Here is a 21,096-nt window from a genome sequence, read left to right on the forward strand (position 1 = left end):
TTCGTAGGCGCGGACCGATGTGTCCACCCCAAAACACCGACCCTGGCAAACAGGCCAGCATGTCCAACCATGAGCAGATCCCCGTAGGGGCGGTTTGATGAGTCGGCCCCAAAACACTTCCGCATGCCATCCAGATCCGCGTTGCATACAACGGTACGCCCCTAAAGAAATGCATCGGAAAGCTTCCAATCGCAACAAGCTGCCTTGAGGCTTTGACGGCTCTGCGCTATGGGGATTATCGGGATTGCTGTCTGCTCAAGACCTTAAAAACCATGCGTTCACCAAAAGGAAAGGACGAACCGGTATGCTGGAAAAGATGATCGCCTTGCTCAAGTCCCAGGATATGTGCGTCTTGGCGACCTGCCGAGATCACAAGCCCCATTGTTCTCTCATGGCTTACGTGACCGATCAGGAGGGCCTCACGGTGTATATGGCCACACTGAGGAACACAACCAAGTTTCATAACATTTTGCAAAACGGACATGTAAGCCTTCTTGTGGATACTCGACAAAACACTCCAGACCGCTCACACATTTTGTCCCTTACCGTGGAAGGATGGGCTGCACCGCTAACCGATGCGTCCCGCGAAATGGATGTGCGTCGCCTTCTTCAAGAAAAGCACCCTCAAATTCGAGGACTCTTGAATCACGAGCAATCGGCAGTGCTTGAAGTGAAGGTTCGGGCTTTGCTCTTGCTGGAGGGACCCGAAAAAGCCACCCATGTTCAGGTGCAGCGGTCGAGCTGAAATTCGACCCTGCTCACGTTTTTCTGCTGTCACCTCTTGCCTTGCCTTCATGGAATGATTTTGTTCAGGTGTGGACAAACCCCGACAGGTTGCTGTCCGCATACAGAAAGGAGCAAGGCATGGCCGAAAGAAACACATTGCAGCAAAAGGTACAACAATGGATCTACACGGAGGACGCTTTTCAAAGACTCGACGAAACGGATGATACGGTTTTCTACAGCACGGACCGGTTTGTGTCGCACCTAGACCGCGCAGCTTTGGAAACCGTGGAGCAGATCATCGGCACTTTGATCATTGAAGATCATCCGGTGATTTTGGACCTGATGGCGGGATGGGATTCTCATATTCCCGACACTGTCCAGGCTGCGGAGGTGGTCGGGTTGGGACTCAATGAAAACGAACTTAAGGCCAACAAGGCGCTCACACGCCATGTCCTTCATGACCTCAACCGGGATCCTCGGCTTCCTTTCCCCGACAACACCTTTGATGTGGTCCTGAACACGGTGTCCGTCGACTATATGACGCAGCCTTTTCGTGTTTTTGCGGAAGTGGCTCGTATTCTCAAACCGGGCGGCATGTTTCTGGTCATCTTCTCCAACCGTATGTTCCCTCAAAAAGCCGTCAAGATATGGAGACAGAGCAGCGAAGAAGAACGCATTATGCTTGTGGAAGATTTCTTTACCAGCGTGCCGGACTTTGAACAGCCGCGCCTTGTGATTTCCAAGGGGAAACCTCGCCCTGCCGACGATAAGTACGCCCATCTGGGTATTCCCAGCGATCCTATTTACGCCATGTGGGCGGAAAAGAAAGGGGCTCCCAAGGGTAGGCGTGCGAGACCGATGGTGAACTTAAGTGCCGGGGAAGCAAAGTCCTCGGAAGAGGTGGAAGAAAGAAAGCGTCACGTGGCGAAAACCCTGCAATGCCCTCACTGTGGGGAGCGAATGAAAAAGTGGAGGGTTCCGCAGACACCCTTTACGGAATGGGATAACGAGTTCATGTACATCTGCTTCAACGACGCTTGTCCATACCTGGTGAGGGGTTGGAGCGTCATGGAGTGCCAAGGGAACCGAGGCTTTTCCTATCGCATGATGTACAATCCGGACCGGAACATTCTCCTGCCTGTTCCCGTACCCTGTCTTCGAGCCCTGAAGGAGAGCATCGTGGACGAAGAGTAAGCTTGAGCTAAAGACTCCATGAAGAAAGGGCCGCCGTGAAAACGGCGGCCCTTTCGTTTAGGGTGTGAGGCACTGACGGTAAAGTTTCCAGGCCGTGCGAGCGTGTTCCAAAAAATCAAATCGGCCTCCGCTCGCATGCCATAAAATGGCTGCAGGCTGCACAATGCCCAAAAACATGACGGCGGCGGCTTCAGGCGGCACATCGGAACGCAATTCACCTTCCTGTTGTCCTTCACGAATAATGGCTGCAATGCGCATGACATGAGCGTGAATGATTTCGCCCAGCCGAACCCGCCTTCGATCTGCATCCCCGATGATTTCTTCCGAAAAAAGGATACGAGGAAGAGCCTGATGGGAAGTGATGAAAAAGACGTGCCGAGCCAGCAAGGCGTCCAGACGGGCTAAGGAAGAAAAATGTTCCTGGCGCACCTTTTCCACGTGCTCCGCCAGCCGCTGCCCCACCAGTTCCAAGACCGCATCCAAAACGGCGTCTTTGTTGGGGTAATGCCGATAGAGGGCCGAAGGCACCACGCCCACCTCTTGCGCCAGCCGTGAGACACTCAGACGCTTCAACCCCTCTCGATTCACAATCCGTAAAGCCGCCTCGGCAATCTCCGCTCGACGCCCTATAAGCTCAGTGGGTGATTGAGAAGCGTGTTTTCCATGAGAATTTTCTTTCACTTTTCGTGCTGCCATGCCCGGGCCTCAGGATGTCTGGATTTTTCGAAAACATTGGGGTCCTGGGAACGCACTGAAGCGTGCGCCCTCATGTTCGAGCCGTAGCTAAGGATTTTGGGACAGATACCATGGGCCGCCCTTTACAGAAAAAGGACTTGAATCGTGGGTGAACACTTGTTCGTCCCCCTCTTGACCTTTGAGCCCTCATGGGCTCCAATGTGTCCAGTAGGTGAAAAAATATTCACTTCATGCCGGGGCTTTGGTTCAGGAACGCCCCACAACAGGAACTTTCATACCATGGAGGATACGTATGGAAAAAGAACGATTGTCCTACCACGAATCGGTGCAGACCATGGTGGAGCGCATTCGCCGCGACGGCATGACCAACATTTGGGATCGCTATGCGGCTCAGGGACTTGGCAGCGATCCTGATAAACGTTGTCCCTTTTGCATGGGCGGTGTGCGATGTGATCTGTGTTCCAACGGGCCCTGTCGAGCCGATGCGGAAAAGGACAAACGGGGTGTATGCGGGATTAAAGCGGACGGCATGGCCATGCGCATGATGGTTTTGCGCAATATTATGGGAACATCCACGTATCATTATCATACGGAACAGACCTTACGCACGCTTCGTGCCACGGCTCGAGGTCAAAGCCCTTTTCGCATTGCGGAGCCGCAGAAGTTGAAAAGTTTTGCGCAACGCCTTGGTGTGGACACATCGGGTTCCGTGGAAGACACGGCTTTGCGTCTGTGCGATTTCGCCCAGAAAGATTTCAACCGACCCGCTCATGAACCCAGCGAAATCGTCTCAAGGTTGGCGCCGGCGGATCGGCAGGCTTTGTGGAAAAAGTTGGATATTTTTCCCGGAGGTGTTTACGGGGAGATGCTTCGTGCGTGCAGTTCTTGCCTGACCAATGTGGACGGTTACTACGTCAGTTTGGCGCTGAAAGCCATGCGTATGGCCGTCGCCATGGCGTACCAGAGCCAAATCGTCAATGAGTACTGCCAAGACGTGCTCTTTGGTGTTCCCAGACCGCACCGTATGCGCGTGGATTTGGGAGTGTTGGATCCTGACTACGTGAATGTGCTCCCGAACGGTCATGAACCTTTTTTGGGTTTTGCCATGGTGCAGCTGGCTCGCCGACCCGAGTGGCAAGAGAAGGCCAAAGCTGTGGGTGCCAAGGGGCTTCGTGTCATTGCGTGCATTGAAACAGGGCAGGAAATGATTCAGCGTTGGACCATGGACGATGCCTTTTACGGCTTTACGGGCAACTGGATCATGCAGGAAGCCGTCTTGGCGAGCGGCTGCGTGGATCTTTTTGCCTGCGACATGAATTGTTCCATGCCCATTGACCCGCTCTATGCCCAAAAATATCAGTTTAAACTTATTCCGGTAAGTGACCTCGTGGCCTTTGAAGGCATTACGGATCGTTTGGATTATGTACCGGAACAAGCGGCTGAACAGGCGGCTGCACTTTTAACCATGGCCATCGAGAATTTTCCAAAAAGGCGTAAGGCCGTCGAACCTGTCACTGGATTACGGCTCGGAGAAGCGGTGGTGGGCTTTTCTACGGAAAGTATTGTAGACGCCTTGGGAGGATCCTTGGATCCCTTGCTTAAAGCCATCAAGGATGGAGCCATTCGAGGGGTGGCCGGGTTTGTTTCCTGCACCACGTTGAGGGATTCCGGCCAGGATGTGCATAGTGTGCGTATGGCCAAGGAATTGATTCGTCGAGATATTCTCGTGTTGTCTATGGGCTGTGGGAATGCAGCCTTGCAGGTGGCGGGACTGTGTCTGCCCGAGGCCAAGGATTTGGCCGGGCCGGGTCTTAAGGCGGTCTGTGAGGCTTTAGGGGTTCCACCGGTGCTCAGTTACGGCACGTGCACGGATGTGGGCCGATGTGCGGACCTGGTGGCCGCCGTGTCGCAGGCTTTGGGAGGCGTGCCCATTCCCGATCTGCCCGTGGTGGCATGCGCACCGGAGTACATGGAACAAAAGGCCACCATTGATGCCATCTTTGCTCTGGCTTTTGGGTTGTACACCTATGTGAATCCCGTGCCTAATGTGACAGGGGCGCCCAATCTGGTGAAGCTTCTCACCGAGGATCTCGTCAACGTTACCGGTGGGCTGCTGAATGTCAATCCCAACGCTCAGGAAGCCGCCGATGCGCTTCTAGCGCATATTGAAAAAAATCGTCAGAAACTCGGCCTTTAAAACGGCAGAGGGTGCTGGGATTCCCAGCGCCCTTCATAAAGCCCGATGGTGCCGTGAAAGTGAAAGGTGCACGAAAGAATTCGAAGGCCTGCGGCCTCAAGCAGTGCTTGGGTGGCGCCTCGCTTCATAAAGTCGCGAAAAGCTTTGTAATGGTTTCGACCCGCCATACATTCCACCATGTTCAAAAGGTTCATAAACATTCGAGCAGACCCGTGGGTGGGGCAAGCATAGTCCAGCACGAAGACAGTGCCGCCAGGTTTTAAGACACGATACCCTTCGGCCAGCATGGCAAGGCGTTTTCCATGCGGTTTTTCATGAAGGGAAAGAGAATAGATGAGGCCGTCAAATACCTTGGCGGGAAAAGGAAGGAGGCAACCGTTGCCTCGAACAAAAAATCCTGCGTGCCGCACCTCGCGCCCAACACGTCGAAGCATAGGCCACGAAATATCGATCCCCACGGCGGCTGATCCAGCAGCTCGAAGCCTGATCACTTGTGTGCCCGTGCCACAGCCCATATCAAGGATTCTGGAAAGGTTGTGCTTTTGAACCGCCTCGGTGACACTCTGGCGACAGGAGTGAAGCGCTCTGTCCACCCAGGGATAGAGGACGGCAATCAGGGCGTAGTCATTCCCGGTTCGATCAGCTCTTTTCATACACTTCCACCAGATCTCCCAAGTGAGCCTCTTTCCAGTCGGGAATTTTAATGCCCACCTGCTTGCCTTTGCCGGCTTCTTTGACGGGGTTTCGATCGATTTGCATGGATTGAATCACCCCTGCATACACCGGTCCCATGGCGGAAAAGATACGAAAGGGAGCCCCCAGTCGAAAAATGCCCTCTGTGATCTCACATCCGATAATGATGCCGTGCCGGCTGCTCTTGAAAAGGGCAATGATTTTGCCTTGCCCAAGAATCTTTTCCGGCTCTGCGGTTTGGCTCTGAACTTGTCTGGTCTGAAAAATGCGAGCGGTGACGGCGTCCACCAGATCATGAATGACATCAAAGAGAAAAATTTCCACTCCCATGTCTCGAGCGATTGCCGCCACCTTGGGACCCAAATCCACACCCAATGCCAGCACCAGGCGGCTTCCGGTAGCCGCCATCAGGATATCGGACTTGGAGACCGTACCCACGCCTCGATGAATGATGCGAATGGAGTGGCCTTTCGCGGTGAGGTTTTCCAAGGCCTTTTCGATGGCTTCACAGGTTCCCACCGTATCGGCCTTGATCACCACTTCAAGGGTCTCTTTCGACGAAAGAGTCTTTTTCGGGGTTGAGAGGCTTTCTTTTGAAATTTTGGACTTGGAAGACTTCTGTTCTTTGGGGTCGGCCATGTTTGTGCTCCAGGTGTTGGGATCGTCGTAGGCCATGGGGCTTTGAAAGCTTTTTCCAGAAAACTCGCGGCTTGGCTTATGGTTCCGCTAAGGCGTTTTTAACTTCGATTTGTGTAGAGTCAATCAATGGAGGCAAGGATGTCGGGAAAGTCAACAAAATTTTGCGGTGCATAGGCACTGGATATTCAGAAAGAATTCGAGAGGTCGAAATCCAGCGTTCGCTTGGGAACCTGAATCTATCACGTTATTCGCCCTGCAGGGGCGTACCGGTGTGTGCGCCCCTACGAAAGGGTTTTGCAGGCGTACGGGTATTTCACGCAAAACCCAGAATGTGTTGGAAAGGGCCCATGGTGCATCGGTCGGTGGACGGCACGCAGAGTGTTTTCGGAAATGTCACCGATATACCCAGGAGTGCCTCTGTCGGGGTTGATCGATGTGTCAGCCCCTGAACCTGCGCCAAGGGGCTGACTTTCGGGCGGACACGTCGGTCCGCCCCTCGGAATCCCCAAATCGATCCCGTGTGTAGACCTGCAGGAAATCCCCGCTGTTTCGTGCCACGGGAAACCCAGAAAAGCCGCAGTCGGCATCAAAAACCCTGTAGGGGCCAACCCATGTGTCCGCCCCAAATGCGCCGCCACGGCCTTAGTGCCCAGGCCCATCCACCAATTCCCGCCCACGGACCATAAGGTAGGGGCGGACCGATGTGTCCGCCCCAAAACCCACCGGGAACGGGAAGTCCAGGGCGCATACATCGGTGCGCCTCTTCAGAAAAGGCAAATGGGTCTTTTGGGACGGGGTGCTAGGCGCTTTCCCGTCCCTTATGCCGGCATTGTCGCGTCCTTTACGCCCTTGATGTGTCAGCTAGGGGCCGAACACCTCTTTGGGACGTTCCGTGCTTCCCGTGGCGTTTGGAAAATCGGTGGCCTTATAAGCCTTTTGGTTCGTTTCCAGCAGATGACGTGCCTCTTCCATGAAATTGTTGTAACGCTTTTTGCATTCGTAAAAACCATGCCACCAGGAATAATCGGGCGCCATCATGGCCGCCCCCATACGGGCTCGCCGTCCTTCGTGGTGCCACAGCTCGTAGTATTCCACTTCCAATCGCTCGTCAAAAAACTTGGTTTTGTCCAGAAGGCCTTTAGCGTAAAGATCATCCAACATCGCCTTGGCCGGTTTGAAATAAACCTGGTTGTACTCTTCTATCACCTTGTCAAGTTTTACATAGTGATCTTGAACCCAGGTCTTGCCGTGGCATTGCATGCAGATAACCTGCATTTTCTCCCTTTCCACCTGCCAGTTCGTCTGAGCCGGAAAGGCCGCAAATTCGGAAGGGCGAATGGTCAAGGGCGCCTGGGTTTCCCAGGAGAGGCGTTCCGTCACGTCATGGGAAGTGAGCACAGTGCCGGCCCCTGACATGTGGCAGGATGCGCAGGTAGGGGCGCGATAATCCACACCCGGAGTCCATGTGCCCCCAGCGGCGGTCCAATTGTATTGATCGCCGAAGGCGGTGTAGATGTCTCCGTGCTTGGACTCCATGTAAATCTCAATTTGCGGATGGTCCGGACCCAGATGACACTGGCCGCAGGCTTCGGGTTTGCGAGCTTCCATGACCGAAAAACGATGGCGGGTATGACAGCTGGTGCAGCTCCCTTTACTCCCGTCCAGGTTGACCCTTCCCACGCCCACGTTAGGCCAGGTGGCCGGATCCAGGACGCCGTCCTTAATACGAAGCACCGTGCCGTGACAATGGAAACAGCCGGCTTCCCGTTCGGTGTCGCTGTTCATGCCCAACTGAAGCCATGGGTCGATTTTCCACATGATTTCCACCGTATTGGCGTGTTTGCTTCGACTGTACTGTTTGGCTTCGTCCGGATGGCATCGGGAACAATCCTTAGGGGTCACCACAGCCGCCACTGGAACCCGGTATTCTTTGTTCCCATAAGGCACATCGTTTCTTTCGTATTGCTTGTAATGCTCTTGGCTTACGTCCGGATCAAACGCTTCCGCTTGATGGCAGTCCAGGCACGTAATGTTGGCACTGGCGTGGCGGCTATAAGCCCAATCGGCGAAAATACCAGGACTCTCCCTGCGGTGGCACTCAAGGCAAGCGACAGCTTCCTTGGGCATGCTGCGTTCGATGCGGAATTCCTTGACCTTGGGCGTATTCAACGCCGTTTGAGCTAAAGCCACGGCCCCAAGGACGACGGCCATCAACAAAGCACCTGCCAAAACCTTTCCCAGCCGATGTCCTTCCTTCACGGCACACCCTCCTTTCAAACCCAAGAGCCTCTCGTCTTTTTACATGCCCAAACCCCTGTAATTGCCCTCCAACTGCTTGTACCCAAAGCGATCCCGTGCCACGTGCACCAAATTGCGATGACAATCGACACAACGTTTTTCATAACCCGGTCGAGGATACAGCACAGACCGATGAGCCAGCATGGCACCCCTTTTTTCAGGCATATAAAGAATGTTTCGATGGCACTTCTGGCATTGGTTGTTCTTGAAAGACGCATACGCTGCTTCTCGAGCCTTGGCCCGGTCATAAGCGTCGGGGCCCTGAGCGAAATGAACCACGATGTCCTTAATACCGTGCATGGTCTTGGCGTAAAAGAATTCCACAGTGTCGTGAGGGGCCGGCAGATGACAATCCATGCAGTCGGCCACAAAGCCTTGGGCATTGTTGGTATGGGTCGATGTTTTCCAGGTGTTGTAGGCGAAGCGAATCTCATGGCAAGAAGCACAAAACTGAGGGGTCGAGGTGCGGACCATGGTGTAGTAGGTCATGGAAAAAAGAGGGAAAGCCAGCACAACCCCCACGGCGATCCATAATGAAGCCTTCACCCAACGCTTCATGGATTTTCCCTCCGGCGCGGGTTTACACGGATACGTTCCACCCCCAGGACCTTTACGGGCGGTTGCCACTTCCTTCGTTAGATCCCAAAGACCGCAGAGAATGTGAATGTGTTTTCACGGTAAAGGAAGCTTCAATGCCTGTCAAGCGGAAATGTTTCTTCCCTCACCCAGCCAATTCCTCAGCTATTGAATACTCATATGGATCGGCGGAAGGAAGATGAAAGGGTTTTAGCATGTGACTTTGATTTCACTTGTTCGGCTGTTCCAACGATTCCAGGGCCAGGACGGTTTCCGGGTCTTTAGAGACGTTTCTTTGGCGAAGGTAGGCGGCGAGAGCCTTTCGATCTTCGAGGGATTTGTACTGCCATAGATCAAACTTGGCCGAAATCTTTTCCGGAATGATTTCAATGACGGCGCATGCCCGAACTCCGGGAAGATCTTCGGTGACTTCAGGGACCGAATGTCCTTTTTCATGGGCGGCCACCAGGGCGTTTAAGGCTTCGGTTTTTTGGGTCACATCTTCCACCAGGCGCGCTCGGCCGCGAATCACGACGCTCTTGTAAAGCTGGTGAAGCCGGCATGGTCCTTGACAAGGGCGGAATCGGGAGTCCACATAGGCCAGAGGGATATCCACTTGAAAGCCCACGCGATCGTCGCGACGAATATTGTCGATTTTTTCTCCTTCCGGTGCCGAATGGACATAGATTCGCCCAGCTCGAAAAACGTAATTCACGGGGGTCACATAAGGATATCCGTCTCGATCGGTGGTTGCCAGACGACCGATGGTACAGGATTCGAGAAGGTCGCGAATAGCTTCGGAATCCATAACTTCACACTGTTTCCTTCGCATGAGGTTTCCTCTTGAATGGGTTCCATTTTCATTGCGAGAGCGCCTGACTCGTGGCATTTTCCTTGACGCACTCAGCCTACGGGGCCTCAAGTAGGCTTCATTGAATCGTGAACAATCAAGGTGAAAGAAGATGAACGACGGTAACATGACTTCTGTGGAAGCCTTGCGTCAAGCCTTTCTTAATCAAGGCTACGTTTGTTCGGTGGAAGTGGCGACGACCCTGTTTCTGGCGGATCGTTTGGAAAAGCCCCTTTTGGTGGAAGGCCCTGCGGGCGTCGGCAAGACCGAAATCGCCAAAACGGCAGCCCGTGTCTTCGGTCGTCCTCTCGTTCGTCTTCAGTGCTACGAGGGCTTGGACGAATCCAAGGCACTTTACGAATGGCAGTACGGAAAACAGCTCTTATATTCGCAAATTCTCAAAGACCGCATGGACGCCGTGCTTCGGGAAGCCCGGGATCTGCACGAAGCGGTGGGGCGGCTGCATGGTGTGAAGGACCTTTTCTTTTCCGAGCATTTTCTCGAACCTCGCCCTCTGCTTCGAGCCATTCGCCAAGAGGGGGGCGCGGTGCTTCTCATTGACGAAGTGGATAAGGCCGATGAAGAATTTGAAGCCTTTCTGCTGGAAGTGCTGTCGGATTTTCAGGTTTCGGTCCCGGAACTGGGAACGATTCACGCCCTTCTAAGTCCTTTTGTGGTCATAACCAGCAACAGCACCCGCGAACTCGGGGAAGCTCTTAAAAGGCGCTGCCTTTATCTCTATTTAGATTTTCCATCCCCCGAACTGGAACAGGAAATTCTCAGAGTCCATGTGCCTGATCTGCCGGTCAAGCTGAGCGCTCAGCTCGTTGCCTTCATGCAGCGTGTGCGCCGCTTGGAACTGCGAAAGGTGCCTTCGGTCAGTGAAACCATCGATTGGGCTAAGGTGCTCCTGCTGCTCAATGTGGGGACACTCTCTCGAGAGTTTGTGACACAAACCCTGAACATCTTTCTCAAGCATGAAGAGGATCTGCGCACTCTGAGACCGCTGGTTTCGGAACTTCTTGCGGCCGTGCGTAGCGAGGCGCCCTGATGGACCGCGTGATCGCCGATTTTGTGAGGGTTTTAAGACGAGCCGGCGTTTTGGTTTCCCCGGCCGAACACATGGACGCTTTGCAGGCCGCCGAGGCCGCCGGCCTTGCCGATCGATCGGTGCTCAAAGCGGCTCTCCGATCCTGTCTTGCCAAAACACCCGCTCATAGGCGGGTCTTTGACAGGTGTTTTGATGGATTTTTTACGGTTGGCCCTTGGCTGCGTAGGACAGCGTGGCACGAGCATGCCGAAGAAGGGGTTCCGGAAGGTTTGTCGCCTTTGGCGGCCATGCTTCTTTCTGGAGATCAGGCCGATCTGGCGGTGGCCGTAGCGGATGCCATGCGCCAAGTGTGTCTGGAGGGAGCGCGGTCCATGATTCAGAGAGGGCTCTATGTGCAGGATGTCTTGAGGCGTTTGAATGTGGATCGGCTGAACCAGGACGTGGATGTGTTGCGCAGTTCCGGAGGGTCCGCCGCCAAGAGCCAGTATTTGGAGGAGGCCAAGGAAGCTCTGGTGGACATGGTTCGATCCTATGTGGACAGCCGCTTGCGCCTTCAGGGGACGGAATCGCCTGCCGTCGCCTTAAACGGTGTTGATGGGGATAGGGTGCGGCTTTCCGGTTCGGAATGGCGGGATGTGGAAGACATGCATCGTCTGGTTTCAGCCTTGGTTCGAAAGATTCATGCGCGCCATGGACGAAGGAAAAAACAGGAAAGGCTCGGATACTTGGATTTCAAGAGAAGCCTTCGCCAAAGCCTGGGGACTCAAGGACTTATTTTTGTTCCTCGATGGAAAAAGGCTCGTCCCCATCGACCAGAAATCGTGGCCCTTTGTGATGTGAGCCGGTCGGTGCGGCATGTGACACGCTTTTTTCTCTTTTTCCTTCACAACCTGAACCAGTTGGTTTTACGCCTTCGTTCTTTCGTGTTCTGTTCAAACCTGGTGGAAGTTACAGATATTTTTCGTAAGGAACCCTTGGAACGGGCTCTGGCCCGTATCGAAACGGGTCAAGGTCTGCCTCTGATCATGGGCCTTACCGATTACGGACGAACCTTTGAAGACTTTGCTTCGCAGGAGCTCAAAACCATCTCGCGCCGCACAGTGCTCGTGGTGCTTGGGGATGCCCGCAACAATCATGATGATCCCGCCGAAGGCGTCTTTCGGCGCCTTAGGGATCATGTCCGTCGAATCGTATGGCTGAACCCAGAACCCGAACCCCTATGGGACACAGGGGATTCGGTCATGCGTGTGTACCGGCCCTATTGCCATGTTGTTTTGCCGTGTCATTCCATGAAGGATCTGGAACGTCTTGTCGATGTGATCGCTTCCCCTTCCTTTTCAAAGGCATAACCCTTCTCCGGCATTCCTTCGTTCAGAAAAAGCCGCGCATGTGTTCGGCGAGTTTTTCCGGACGGATGATCATGATCTCGTTTTGAAGCAGCTTCTGAAAGTAATAGTCGTCCGTGCGGTAATGGGGAGTCACGTTTTGACGGACTACGATGCGAAGCAGGCAGGTAAAGGATTCGTCATCCTGGAGCAAGGGCGCGCTGAAGCAGGAAAAATTGAAAGTGGAAAAGCCCAGGGTGTGGTAAGCGCTGAGCACGCGGCTGAGTCCTTGAGCCGCGGCGCAAATGTGAGTGTCCTTCCACTGGAGAAAGCTCGGGGTGTTGGAAAACACGGCCAGGATTTCGTTAACCCCCATAGGTGAATAGGCCGCCATCCAGTGGGTCTCGTCGATCTGCGCGATATAACGTTTGTTTTCCTGACGTTCCGACGCCACCAGGTCGTCCCAGTAGCGAATCCCCGTCCGCTCCTTGTAATCCCTGGAAGTATTCAAGAGCAGTCGATGATGGGTTCCCGGCTGAGTGGTCCCGAGAATTTGCAGATGTGGGTGGGTTACACTGGCGCCGGCGGGGAACAAGTAATTGGCGTTGATGGTAAAGAAAGGAATGTTTGGTGTTTTCTCGGCGCAGATTCTGACGAAATCCACGGCAAGCGTCAAAGCGTCTGCAAGAAGACCTTCGGGAAAATCGTTCAAAGGCCGGTAATGTTGGTTCCCCACCATGACCACGGCATGGTAGGCGGATAGCGGAAACAGGTTGGGGAATAAGACGGCCTCACCTCGAACCAGCCTTCCTTCGGAAATGAAATCCTTTGGGTAAGATGGGGTCATGGAGCGCCATTTTTCGTCGCACAAAAAGCAAGTGGCCTTGGTGGCGGCGGCGCGTTCCTCAAGGTAGTCTTCATCCGTGGCTGGGAAAAGAATGGACGCCTTGCCTTCCAAAGCGGCGTTGTAGATGCTTTGGTGGCCTGTGAGGGGGTCTTGTCGAACCTCGATGGTTTGCTCGTCCAGGTTTCCGTTGTGAAGAGGACTGTGAAAGCGAGCGTTTTCGGTCCAGGATACCCACTGAAGCATAGCTGTTTTCTCCTCTGTTGCCTGTGCCCATGAAGCCAGGAGATATTTCAGGAAAAGCCCGGCCTTTGTCAATGGTGATGGTGTCGGGGGGGCACATGGGTCCGCCCGTACCCATTGGTCCATGGGCGGGGATTTGGTTGATGGACCCGGGTATTAACCTTATGGCGGAGAATTTTGGGGTGGACAGAGATGGATATGCCCGTACAGGTTTTTTGATGCCGGCGGAGGTTTTTGTGGGTTTCCCGTGGTAGGAAACACCGGGGATGACCTGCAGGTGTGCCTACGGCGTGGATTTGCAGGGGCGAACCTGTGTGTCCGCCCGAAAATCGGCCCCTTGCGCGGGTTCAGGGGCGGACACATGGGCCCGCCCGTACAGGGTTTCCGTGGGTCCGATGCTATTCTGGGTCGGCATGACGGCCATTGGGTCCGCCCCTACATGGGTTATGATGACGGACGAAGGAATCAAAGCGCCGCTTTCCATTAAAGAAGTCCCTATTCTATGCCGACTAGTAAAGCAGGTGAAGCGTCGAAAAAAGGAGGGACGAAAAGGTGGCGTGGCAGATTGTTTTTGTGGATGACGAGCCCAACGTCTTGGAAGGACTTCGTCGCATGCTACGGCCCATGCGCAGGGAATGGACCATGTATTTCTGTGCGGATGCTCGAGAAGCCCTGAACCTTCTGGATCGAGAACCGGTGGATGTGGTCGTTTGGACATGCGTATGCCGGGGATCGACGGAGCCCAATTTCTTCTGCAAGTCAAAAAGCAGTATCCAGACATCATTCGCATTGCTCTGTCCGGGTATTCGGAACAAGATCTTATCTTACGAGCGGTTCGATCTGCACATCAGTACCTTGCCAAGCCATGTGATGCAGAGAAATTGAAAAGCACCATCGAACGAGTCAAGACCCTTCGGACACTTTTGAACAAAAAACCGCTTCGAGCCCTGGTGTCCAGCATTGACACTTTGCCCAGTCTGCCGTCTCTGTATCGACAGATTATGGAAGAGCTGGAATCCGAAGATCCAAGCGTCAAAAAGGTAGGGGAGATTATCGCTCGAGACGTGGCATGACGGCCAAGATTCTGCAATTGGTCAATTCGGCTTTTTTTGGGCTGAGCCGGCATGTGAGCAGCCCGGAGCAGGCGGTGGTGCTCTTGGGACTCAACACCATCAAAACTTTGGTCATATCCACCCAGATCTTCAGTGACTTTCAAGAAAAGGGTGCGCCCGCGGACCGTCTCGACCAACTCTGGACCCACAGTCTGAACACCGCTGTTTGTGCCAAGACGGTGGCGCAAAAAGCCGAAGCGGATTCCATAATTGTGGATGATGCGTTTATGGCCGGCATGCTTCACGATGTGGGCAAGCTCATTCTCTTTCAGGCTTGGCCCGACAAGGCCGATGCCGTGCTGAAGCGGAGCGAGGAAACGGGAGATCCGGTCTGGAAAAGTGAAGAGGCTGTCCTAGGGACCACTCATGGGGAATTGGGAGGCTATCTGTTAGGGGTGTGGGGGCTTCCGGACAACATTGTCGAAGCCGTGGCTTTTCACCACTTTCCAGACCGCTGCCCGCATCGGGAATTCAGTGCCCTGACGGCGGTCCATGCCGCCGATCTGCTGGATTACGCCATTCATGGAGGACCACCCTATCAGGGACCGAACCTGGTGGATTCGACTTACCTGCAGCAGTTGCAATGCCTTGGGCGCCTCAAGGAATGGAAAGACGCCTGCAAGACTGTCCTTTGTGGACAATAGAGACGCATCATGGCCGAAAGAATCCTTTTCGTGGACGATGATCCGAATATTCTATCGTCCTTAAAAAGAAGCTTGAGAAAGCACTATGACATCGAGACGGCGGTAGGCCCGGAAGAGGGCCTGCAGGCGGTTCGAGACAACCGTTCTTTAGCCCTTGTCATCTCGGATCTGCGCATGCCCGTCATGGACGGCATACAGTTTCTAACCAAGGTCCGCGAAATCAGCCCGGACACGGTGCGCATGATTTTGACCGGAAATGCGGATTTACAGGCGGCCATGGATGCGGTGAACCAAGGCAACATTTTTCGGTTTCTCACCAAACCGTGCGCACCTGAAACCCTCCTTCTGGCCATTCAGGCAGGGCTGCAACAGTATCGGCTGGTCAGAGCCGAAAAGGAGCTGTTGGAAAAAACCCTGCGCGGAGCCATTCAAGTCATGGCCGACGTGCTGAGTCTGGTGAATCCCGAAGCCTTTGGAAGGGCATCTCGAATCCGCCGTTACGCCGTGGAAGTAGGTCGACGGCTCAGGTTGCCCAAACTGTGGCAGCTGGAAACCGCCGCCATGTTAAGCCAGATTGGGTGTGTGATTCTTCCTGTAGAAGCCCTGCACAAGATCTACACCGGGGAAGCGCTGACGGCCGAAGAACAGCAGCTCTTTTCCATGCATCCTTCGGTGGGAGCCGGTCTCATTGCCAAGGTTCCCAGGCTCCAAGATGTCAGCGAAATCATCGCTTACCAGGAAAAACACTTTGACGGTTCCGGTATTCCCAAAGACGACCGTTTCGGTGAAGCCATTCCCTTGGGGGCTCGAATCCTCAAGGTGGTGTTGGACTTCGATGCTCTGGAATCGGCAGGGCTGCCTCGAGCCGCAGCCCTGCTGCAGATGAAAAAACGCTCGGGCTGGTACGATCCACTTGTGCTCAAAGCCCTGGAAGCCGCTTTGGGTGATGAAGCCAGGTTCCAGGTGCGGGAAATGACCGTCCAGGATTTGAACCTGGGCATGATCGTCGGCCAGGATGTGATGAGTTCCAAAGGGGTGCTGCTCATCAAGAAGGGTCAGGAGATTACGCCGGCCCTGTTGGAAAGGCTCAAAAATTTCGCCAAAACGGTGGGCGTGCAGGAGCCGGTTCGTGTGCTGCTGCCCATCCAGTGAAGAGAGTGCCTCCCATGAGAAAGACCGTGCTTTTCGTGGACGATGAGCCCAATTTCACCAGCGCTGTCAAGAGGGCGTTGCGCCATGAGCCGTACAGGATTCTCACGGCCAACTCCGCCGCGGAAGCTCTGCGCCTCTTGAGCGAAGTCCCGGTGGATGTGGTGGTTTCCGATGAAAGAATGCCCGGAATGAGGGGCTCGGAGTTTCTGGCTTTGGTTCGAGAACGACATCCTCATACCACACGGATCATGCTCACGGGATATGCCACGCTGGAGGCGGCCATACGGGCCATCAACGAGGGGGAAATCTACAGGTTTCTCACCAAGCCGTGTCAGACTCAGGACCTGAGCCAGATCATTCGCCAAGCTCTGGCGTACCGGGAAGCTTTGGAGCGCTCGGCTGAGCGAGAAGGACGGAGTGCAGCGTCCAGCGAAGCCGAAGCGCTTATGCATGAACTGGAACGCAACCACCCCGGTATCACAAGCCTCAAAATGGACGAAACCGGAGCCATCCTGTTGGATGATGTGGACCTGGGGCTCATGGAACCTGCGGGAACGATCCCACGCTCCCACACGTAACCGGCCGGAGCGGACACATGGGTCCGCTCTTACAGGGTTTTTGATGCCGGCGGCGGTTTTCGTGGATTTCCCCTGGCAAAAATCGGTGGGGATGACCTCTGGGTGTACGGGTGGTAATTTAGGGGCGGACCTGTGTATCCGCCCGAAAAACGGTCCCATGGCGCGGGTTCAGGGGCGGAGACGTGCATCCGCCCTTACGTATGTTTTGATGGCTCATGGGCTGGGCTTTATGGGTAGGCGCGGGAAATGGCCCATGGCGGCGAATTTGGAGCGGACACATGGGTCCGCCCCCGCGAATATTTACAAGGCCGGTAGGGGTGAACCTGTTACGGCTCGGAGAAAGTCTTCAAGGGTTCATCGCCAAGAATCTCTCGAATCTTCAAGGCGATGGCATCACGCGTGAAAGGCTTTTGAATGAACGGTGTGCGCGGGTCCAGCACCCCGTAGGACACGATGGCGTTGTCCGTATAGCCCGACATGTAGAGCACCTTAAGGTCGGGTATGGTTCGCATGAGTCGATCGATCAGCTGTTTTCCGCTCATTTTGGGCATCACCACATCGGTGAGAATAAGATCAGGTTTCAGCCCGGATTCCTCGACCAGGAGCAAAGCTTCGCCGGCATTGGCCGCCAGGGTCACCTTGTAGCCCAGCTCGTATAGAAGGCTTCCTATCATTTTGCGCAGCGTCTCGTCGTCTTCCACCACCAGAATATGTTGGCCTCGGCCTGCAGGGTGCATGACCATGTGTCTCTCTACCTTAGCCTGTACCTTGGCTTCGCTCGCCGGAAGATAGATCTTAAAAGTAGTGCCCCGCTGCGGTTCGGAATAAACCCGGATATGGCCGCCCGATTGCTTTACGATGCCGTATACCGTCGACAATCCCAGCCCGGTTCCTCGACCTCGCTCCTTGGTGGTGAAAAAAGGCTCAAAAATGCGATCCAAAATCTCCTTGGTCATGCCGCAGCCTGTATCAGTGACGGCAAGCCGCACATAAGCTCCGGGACTCACTCCGGAATGTGTGGACGCGTAGGCCTCATCCAAAACCACGTTGTTGGTTTCCATAAGAAGTGTCCCGCCTTGGGGCATGGCGTCGCGAGCGTTGACCGCCAAATTCATGATTACCTGCTCGATCTGCCCCGGGTCCACCAGGACGGGGGCAAGGTCCTCCGCCAACGCCATCTCCAGAGAAACATCTTCTCCGATAAGCCGGCGAAGCATTTTTTCAAGGTCACGCAGCACATCGTTCAGGTTCAAAATCACAGGTTGCAAGGTTTGCTTGCGGCTGAAGGCTAAAAGCTGACGAGTCAGTCCCGCCGCTCGGTTGGCGGCATTCAAAATTTCCTTCACATAACTGCGCAGAGGATCCTCTGGATAAAGCTTGTTGAGCACCATTTCGCCGTAGCCCAAAATGATGATCAGCAGGTTATTGAAATCATGGGCCACACCGCCCGCCAAACGTCCGACGGATTCCAGTCTTTGCGCCTGCTGCAGCTGTTCCTGAAGCTCAACCCTCTCATCCTCCGCGCTCTTGCGTTCGGTGATGTCCTGCATCACATGCACCGCCCCGAGAAGGCGGTGGTCTTCGCTCAGAATAGGGTCTACCGTGACATTGTACCAGCGGTCCTTGATCTGTATTTCCAGGCTTTCCCGCTTCAGACTGTGGCGCATGCGTCCCAGAGGGCAATCGGGAACGGGTTTCGGAGTTCCATGGGTGATTTCCCAGCATGGCTTTCCGATCATGGCTTCATCGTCGTGGGCAAGGATCCGTTCCGCCGCCTTGTTGCAACGCATCACGCGATGGTCGGCATCCAGAATGAAAACGGCGTCGCTGAGGGCATCAAAGGTCGTCTTCCACTCTTGGACCAACCGCTCGTTTTCTTCCACAAGAGACCGGAAGCGCACCACCAGAGGCGCATCCAGTCCGATCACCAGATCCACTTCCCCGCGCCGCAAGGCTTCCAAAGCGGCTTCGGCCTTGGCAAGCCTTTCCCGCAGATCATCATCGAAAGCTCCGGTCTCGCTCATGACGGATCCCCATCTTTTGTAAGACCCAAGGCCGCTAAAACTTTTTCCTCATCGGTTAGGGACCCCAAAATGCTTCGCACAGGAGGCGGCCATTCCACGATCAAAGTGGGCACAACCATCACCTGGTGCTCAATGGCCGCCTTGTAGTCCTGGAGTACATCCACGATCATAATCTTGCAGTTTTCAAGCAAATACTTTTCGCACAGCCGGTTCAGCATCGCTTTGGCCTTGGCCGAATTAGGTTCATCGCCGGCCACAAAAAGCCGCAGCCGATACTTTGGCTTTGATTCGTGGATCGGGACGTTTTGCCTTTCATGCGCCTGTATCGTCATGACTTCCTCCTGATTCTTCTCCATCGCCGATCGGCGAAGGTCCCGGCATGGAAGACTTGGCCCGATCTACGGTCGCGGTTCGATTAGCCAAAGCTTGTTGGACTTCTTTCTGCGCAAGCCGCAATCGTTTAAGTTCCAGTTCTTTCAATTGAATATCGAAGTCGAGGCGCTGGGCTTTCAGTCGATCCTTGAGTTCCTGGCGTTGGCGAAGCGTGCCTGTCAGCACATCGCCTTCGCCAACATACGGGTCGAGAATGTGAATGCCGTCGTCGCTGATGACATATTCGTGTTTGACGTTGGAATGTCTGGAGCCTCTGGACTTGAGCACGTGAAGGATCCGGTTGGTTTCGCCGGGACACGGCTGGTAGTGCAGAAAGAGTACCGTATCCACCATGGAGGAGATTTCGTTCCCGGAAATTTCCACATAGCCCGTAGATCCCGAGAGCTGATTGATCAAAAAAACCGTGATCCCTCGCTCCTTACAGGCATTGAGCAGCCTCATCAGATATTCGTAAGCGGCTTGTTTTCCGCCCATACGCTCACATGCGGAAATGGCATCCACCACTACGTGGGCCGGAGACAATGCCTCAATGCGTTCCATGGCTCGGAAAAAGTGATCTTCCGCCCCCATGGCTTCTGGATAATGGACCAGGAAAGCGAGAAGTTCCGAGCGGGCATGGTCTCTGAGGTCCAAACCTGCACTTCGAACGTTTTCCAGCATTGCTTCCTGGGATTCCTCGAACCCGATATAAAGAACACGTTCTCCACGATCGCAGGCTTGAGCCACAAAGGTGCTCGCAAGAATGGTTTTTCCCGTCCCAGGCAGTCCGGCGAAAAGAATACAGGCTCCTCGTCGATAGCCTCCACCCAGCATGTCGTCCAAACGAGGAATGCCCGTGGTCATTCGTTCCCCCAAAGGTTTATGGCGAAGTCCCACGGTGGATATAGGGGCCAAGCGAAGGCCGCCCATGCCGATGGTATAAGGATACTCGTTACGGCCGAAATCGGAACCACGATACTTGATGACGCGAAGCCGCCGTGTGGTGATCTGAGCATCGACCCTTGCGTCCATGCGAATGAGGCAATCGGACAGGGAATCGAAAAACTCTTCATAAACCGATGGGCCACCACGGGTTTGGCGAATGGTCAAAATGGCCGAAAGGCCCCCAGCCTGAAGCCAGTCATGGAGGGCATGGAGTTCATTGCGCATGGTCTGAGGGGAATCAAAAAGGCGTAAAGCCACTTCAAGGGCGTCGATAACGACACGTCGAGCGTTCATTTCACGCTGTTTTCCGGAGGTTATGGCCAAGAGTCCTCTCAGGCTGAAATCGCCGCTTATAAAAGTTTCCGGCCTGATGCGCCCATCCAGCAAAACAAGCCGGTTCCGTTCCACGAGGCTCTCCAGGTTCCAGCCCAAAACGGAGGCGTTTTCTCGAAGCTGAAGCGACGATTCTTCAAAACCGACAAAGATGCCCGGCTCTCCATGCAAGGCGCCGCGGTAGAGAAATTCCAGGCCCAAAAGGGTTTTTCCGGATCCCACACCACCACTCACCACGGTCGTTCGGCCTCGAGGAAGACCTCCTTCCAGAATGTGGTCCAATCCTTCGATGTAGGTAGGCGCCTTGTCCAAAACAGCGTTTCGGCCGGTCTTTTCAGTGTCCACAAAGATTGCCATTACCTTGACTCCGTCTTTGATTCCCTTCAGTCTTTTCATGCGCCAAAACACGCGGGTCGGTCCGGCGCCCCGACGTGTCTTTCACTCCAGGCATCGGCTTTGGCTTCCAAGACGGTAAAGCCGCCCCAATCCTTTACGGCTTGCCTTCGGCGTTGGTTGCGAGAATGAAACAACCTGTGACTAACATTTTTTCGAATCGTGAGCCAGCCGAAACTCCTCACCGGTTTTCTAAGAAAAATTGCCCCCA

At 54.4% G+C, this 21,096-nt stretch carries 20 protein-coding genes; 10 read left to right on the forward strand and 10 right to left on the reverse strand.

Going from position 1 to position 21,096, the window contains the following annotated elements:
* Positions 1 to 304: 304 nt before the first annotated feature.
* Together WHS46_12010 and WHS46_12015 are read left to right on the forward strand one after the other, a co-directional pair.
* Entirely contained in the window at positions 305 to 745 is a 441-nt protein-coding gene (locus tag WHS46_12010; protein MEJ5349399.1) for a pyridoxamine 5'-phosphate oxidase family protein, read from the forward strand.
* Between the two features lie 119 nt (positions 746 to 864).
* Positions 865 to 1,920, forward strand: a complete 1,056-nt coding sequence (locus WHS46_12015; protein ID MEJ5349400.1) for a methyltransferase domain-containing protein — start codon at positions 865 to 867, stop codon at positions 1,918 to 1,920.
* A gap of 57 nt (positions 1,921 to 1,977) precedes the next feature.
* Here WHS46_12015 and WHS46_12020 read toward each other — a convergent pair whose 3' ends face one another.
* Positions 1,978 to 2,616 carry a TetR/AcrR family transcriptional regulator gene (locus tag WHS46_12020; GenBank protein ID MEJ5349401.1) on the reverse strand — a complete coding sequence of 213 codons (639 nt, stop codon included), beginning with the start codon at positions 2,614 to 2,616 and terminating at the stop codon, positions 1,978 to 1,980.
* 292 nt (positions 2,617 to 2,908) lie between these two features.
* On the opposite strand from WHS46_12020, the gene cooS reads away from it, so the two are divergent.
* Complete coding sequence (gene cooS, locus WHS46_12025; protein ID MEJ5349402.1) at positions 2,909 to 4,813, forward strand: anaerobic carbon-monoxide dehydrogenase catalytic subunit; 1,905 nt, start codon at positions 2,909 to 2,911, stop codon at positions 4,811 to 4,813.
* Here cooS and WHS46_12030 read toward each other — a convergent pair.
* The 5 genes from WHS46_12030 to WHS46_12050 all read right to left on the reverse strand — a co-directional run bounded on the left by WHS46_12030 (position 4,810) and on the right by WHS46_12050 (position 9,851).
* Positions 4,810 to 5,466 carry a class I SAM-dependent methyltransferase gene (locus tag WHS46_12030; GenBank protein ID MEJ5349403.1) on the reverse strand — a complete coding sequence of 219 codons (657 nt, stop codon included), beginning with the start codon at positions 5,464 to 5,466 and terminating at the stop codon, positions 4,810 to 4,812. The two genes, cooS and WHS46_12030, sit on opposite strands and share 4 nt — an antisense overlap.
* Complete coding sequence (locus WHS46_12035; protein ID MEJ5349404.1) at positions 5,453 to 6,145, reverse strand: hypothetical protein; 693 nt, start codon at positions 6,143 to 6,145, stop codon at positions 5,453 to 5,455. Before WHS46_12035 ends, WHS46_12030 begins: the two co-directional genes overlap by 14 nt.
* 861 nt (positions 6,146 to 7,006) lie before the next feature.
* The gene (locus WHS46_12040) at positions 7,007 to 8,404 is read right to left on the reverse strand and encodes a multiheme c-type cytochrome (protein ID MEJ5349405.1); all 1,398 of its coding nucleotides are present in this window, start codon (positions 8,402 to 8,404) and stop codon (positions 7,007 to 7,009) included.
* Between the two features lie 39 nt (positions 8,405 to 8,443).
* The gene (locus WHS46_12045; protein MEJ5349406.1) at positions 8,444 to 9,001 is read right to left on the reverse strand and encodes a NapC/NirT family cytochrome c; all 558 of its coding nucleotides are present in this window, start codon (positions 8,999 to 9,001) and stop codon (positions 8,444 to 8,446) included.
* A 247-nt stretch (positions 9,002 to 9,248) separates the two neighbouring features.
* The gene (locus WHS46_12050) at positions 9,249 to 9,851 is read right to left on the reverse strand and encodes a pyridoxamine 5'-phosphate oxidase family protein (protein MEJ5349407.1); all 603 of its coding nucleotides are present in this window, start codon (positions 9,849 to 9,851) and stop codon (positions 9,249 to 9,251) included.
* A 130-nt stretch (positions 9,852 to 9,981) separates the two neighbouring features.
* On the opposite strand from WHS46_12050, the gene WHS46_12055 reads away from it, so the two are divergent.
* A complete protein-coding gene (locus tag WHS46_12055) occupies positions 9,982 to 10,920 on the forward strand; it encodes a MoxR family ATPase (protein ID MEJ5349408.1) in 939 nt (312 codons plus the stop codon).
* On the forward strand, positions 10,920 to 12,269 hold the full coding sequence (locus tag WHS46_12060; protein ID MEJ5349409.1) for a VWA domain-containing protein: 1,350 nt from the start codon (positions 10,920 to 10,922) through the stop codon (positions 12,267 to 12,269). The genes WHS46_12055 and WHS46_12060 overlap by 1 nt, the downstream gene beginning before the upstream one ends.
* A gap of 22 nt (positions 12,270 to 12,291) precedes the next feature.
* Here WHS46_12060 and WHS46_12065 read toward each other — a convergent pair whose 3' ends face one another.
* Positions 12,292 to 13,335, reverse strand: a complete 1,044-nt coding sequence (locus WHS46_12065; protein MEJ5349410.1) for a hypothetical protein — start codon at positions 13,333 to 13,335, stop codon at positions 12,292 to 12,294.
* Positions 13,336 to 13,884: 549 nt separating this feature from the next.
* Between WHS46_12065 and WHS46_12070 the strand changes: the two genes are divergently transcribed.
* From WHS46_12070 to WHS46_12090, 5 genes are read left to right on the forward strand one after another with little or no spacing between them, the layout of a single operon-like run.
* Positions 13,885 to 14,217 (forward strand): hypothetical protein, encoded by a 333-nt coding sequence (locus WHS46_12070; GenBank protein MEJ5349411.1) that lies wholly within the window; start codon positions 13,885 to 13,887, stop codon positions 14,215 to 14,217.
* Positions 14,214 to 14,405, forward strand: a complete 192-nt coding sequence (locus WHS46_12075) for a hypothetical protein (protein ID MEJ5349412.1) — start codon at positions 14,214 to 14,216, stop codon at positions 14,403 to 14,405. Before WHS46_12070 ends, WHS46_12075 begins: the two co-directional genes overlap by 4 nt.
* Complete coding sequence (locus tag WHS46_12080) at positions 14,402 to 15,088, forward strand: HDOD domain-containing protein (GenBank protein ID MEJ5349413.1); 687 nt, start codon at positions 14,402 to 14,404, stop codon at positions 15,086 to 15,088. The genes WHS46_12075 and WHS46_12080 overlap by 4 nt, the downstream gene beginning before the upstream one ends.
* A gap of 9 nt (positions 15,089 to 15,097) precedes the next feature.
* Entirely contained in the window at positions 15,098 to 16,240 is a 1,143-nt protein-coding gene (locus WHS46_12085; GenBank protein ID MEJ5349414.1) for an HD domain-containing phosphohydrolase, read from the forward strand.
* Positions 16,241 to 16,254: 14 nt separating this feature from the next.
* Entirely contained in the window at positions 16,255 to 16,818 is a 564-nt protein-coding gene (locus WHS46_12090; protein MEJ5349415.1) for a response regulator, read from the forward strand.
* A 326-nt stretch (positions 16,819 to 17,144) separates the two neighbouring features.
* On the opposite strand, the gene WHS46_12095 is transcribed toward WHS46_12090, so the two are convergent.
* Genes WHS46_12095 through kaiC form a run of 3 tightly spaced genes read right to left on the reverse strand, consistent with a single transcriptional unit; the run spans position 17,145 to position 20,849 of the window.
* Positions 17,145 to 18,842, reverse strand: a complete 1,698-nt coding sequence (locus WHS46_12095) for an ATP-binding protein (GenBank protein ID MEJ5349416.1) — start codon at positions 18,840 to 18,842, stop codon at positions 17,145 to 17,147.
* Entirely contained in the window at positions 18,839 to 19,174 is a 336-nt protein-coding gene (locus WHS46_12100; GenBank protein MEJ5349417.1) for a circadian clock KaiB family protein, read from the reverse strand. Before WHS46_12100 ends, WHS46_12095 begins: the two co-directional genes overlap by 4 nt.
* Entirely contained in the window at positions 19,155 to 20,849 is a 1,695-nt protein-coding gene (gene kaiC / locus WHS46_12105) for a circadian clock protein KaiC (GenBank protein ID MEJ5349418.1), read from the reverse strand. The genes WHS46_12100 and kaiC overlap by 20 nt, the downstream gene beginning before the upstream one ends.
* Positions 20,850 to 21,096: the final 247 nt, after the last annotated feature.

The sequence above is a fragment of the Desulfosoma sp. genome, from assembly GCA_037481875.1.
GTDB lineage: Bacteria > Desulfobacterota > Syntrophobacteria > Syntrophobacterales > DSM-9756 > Desulfosoma.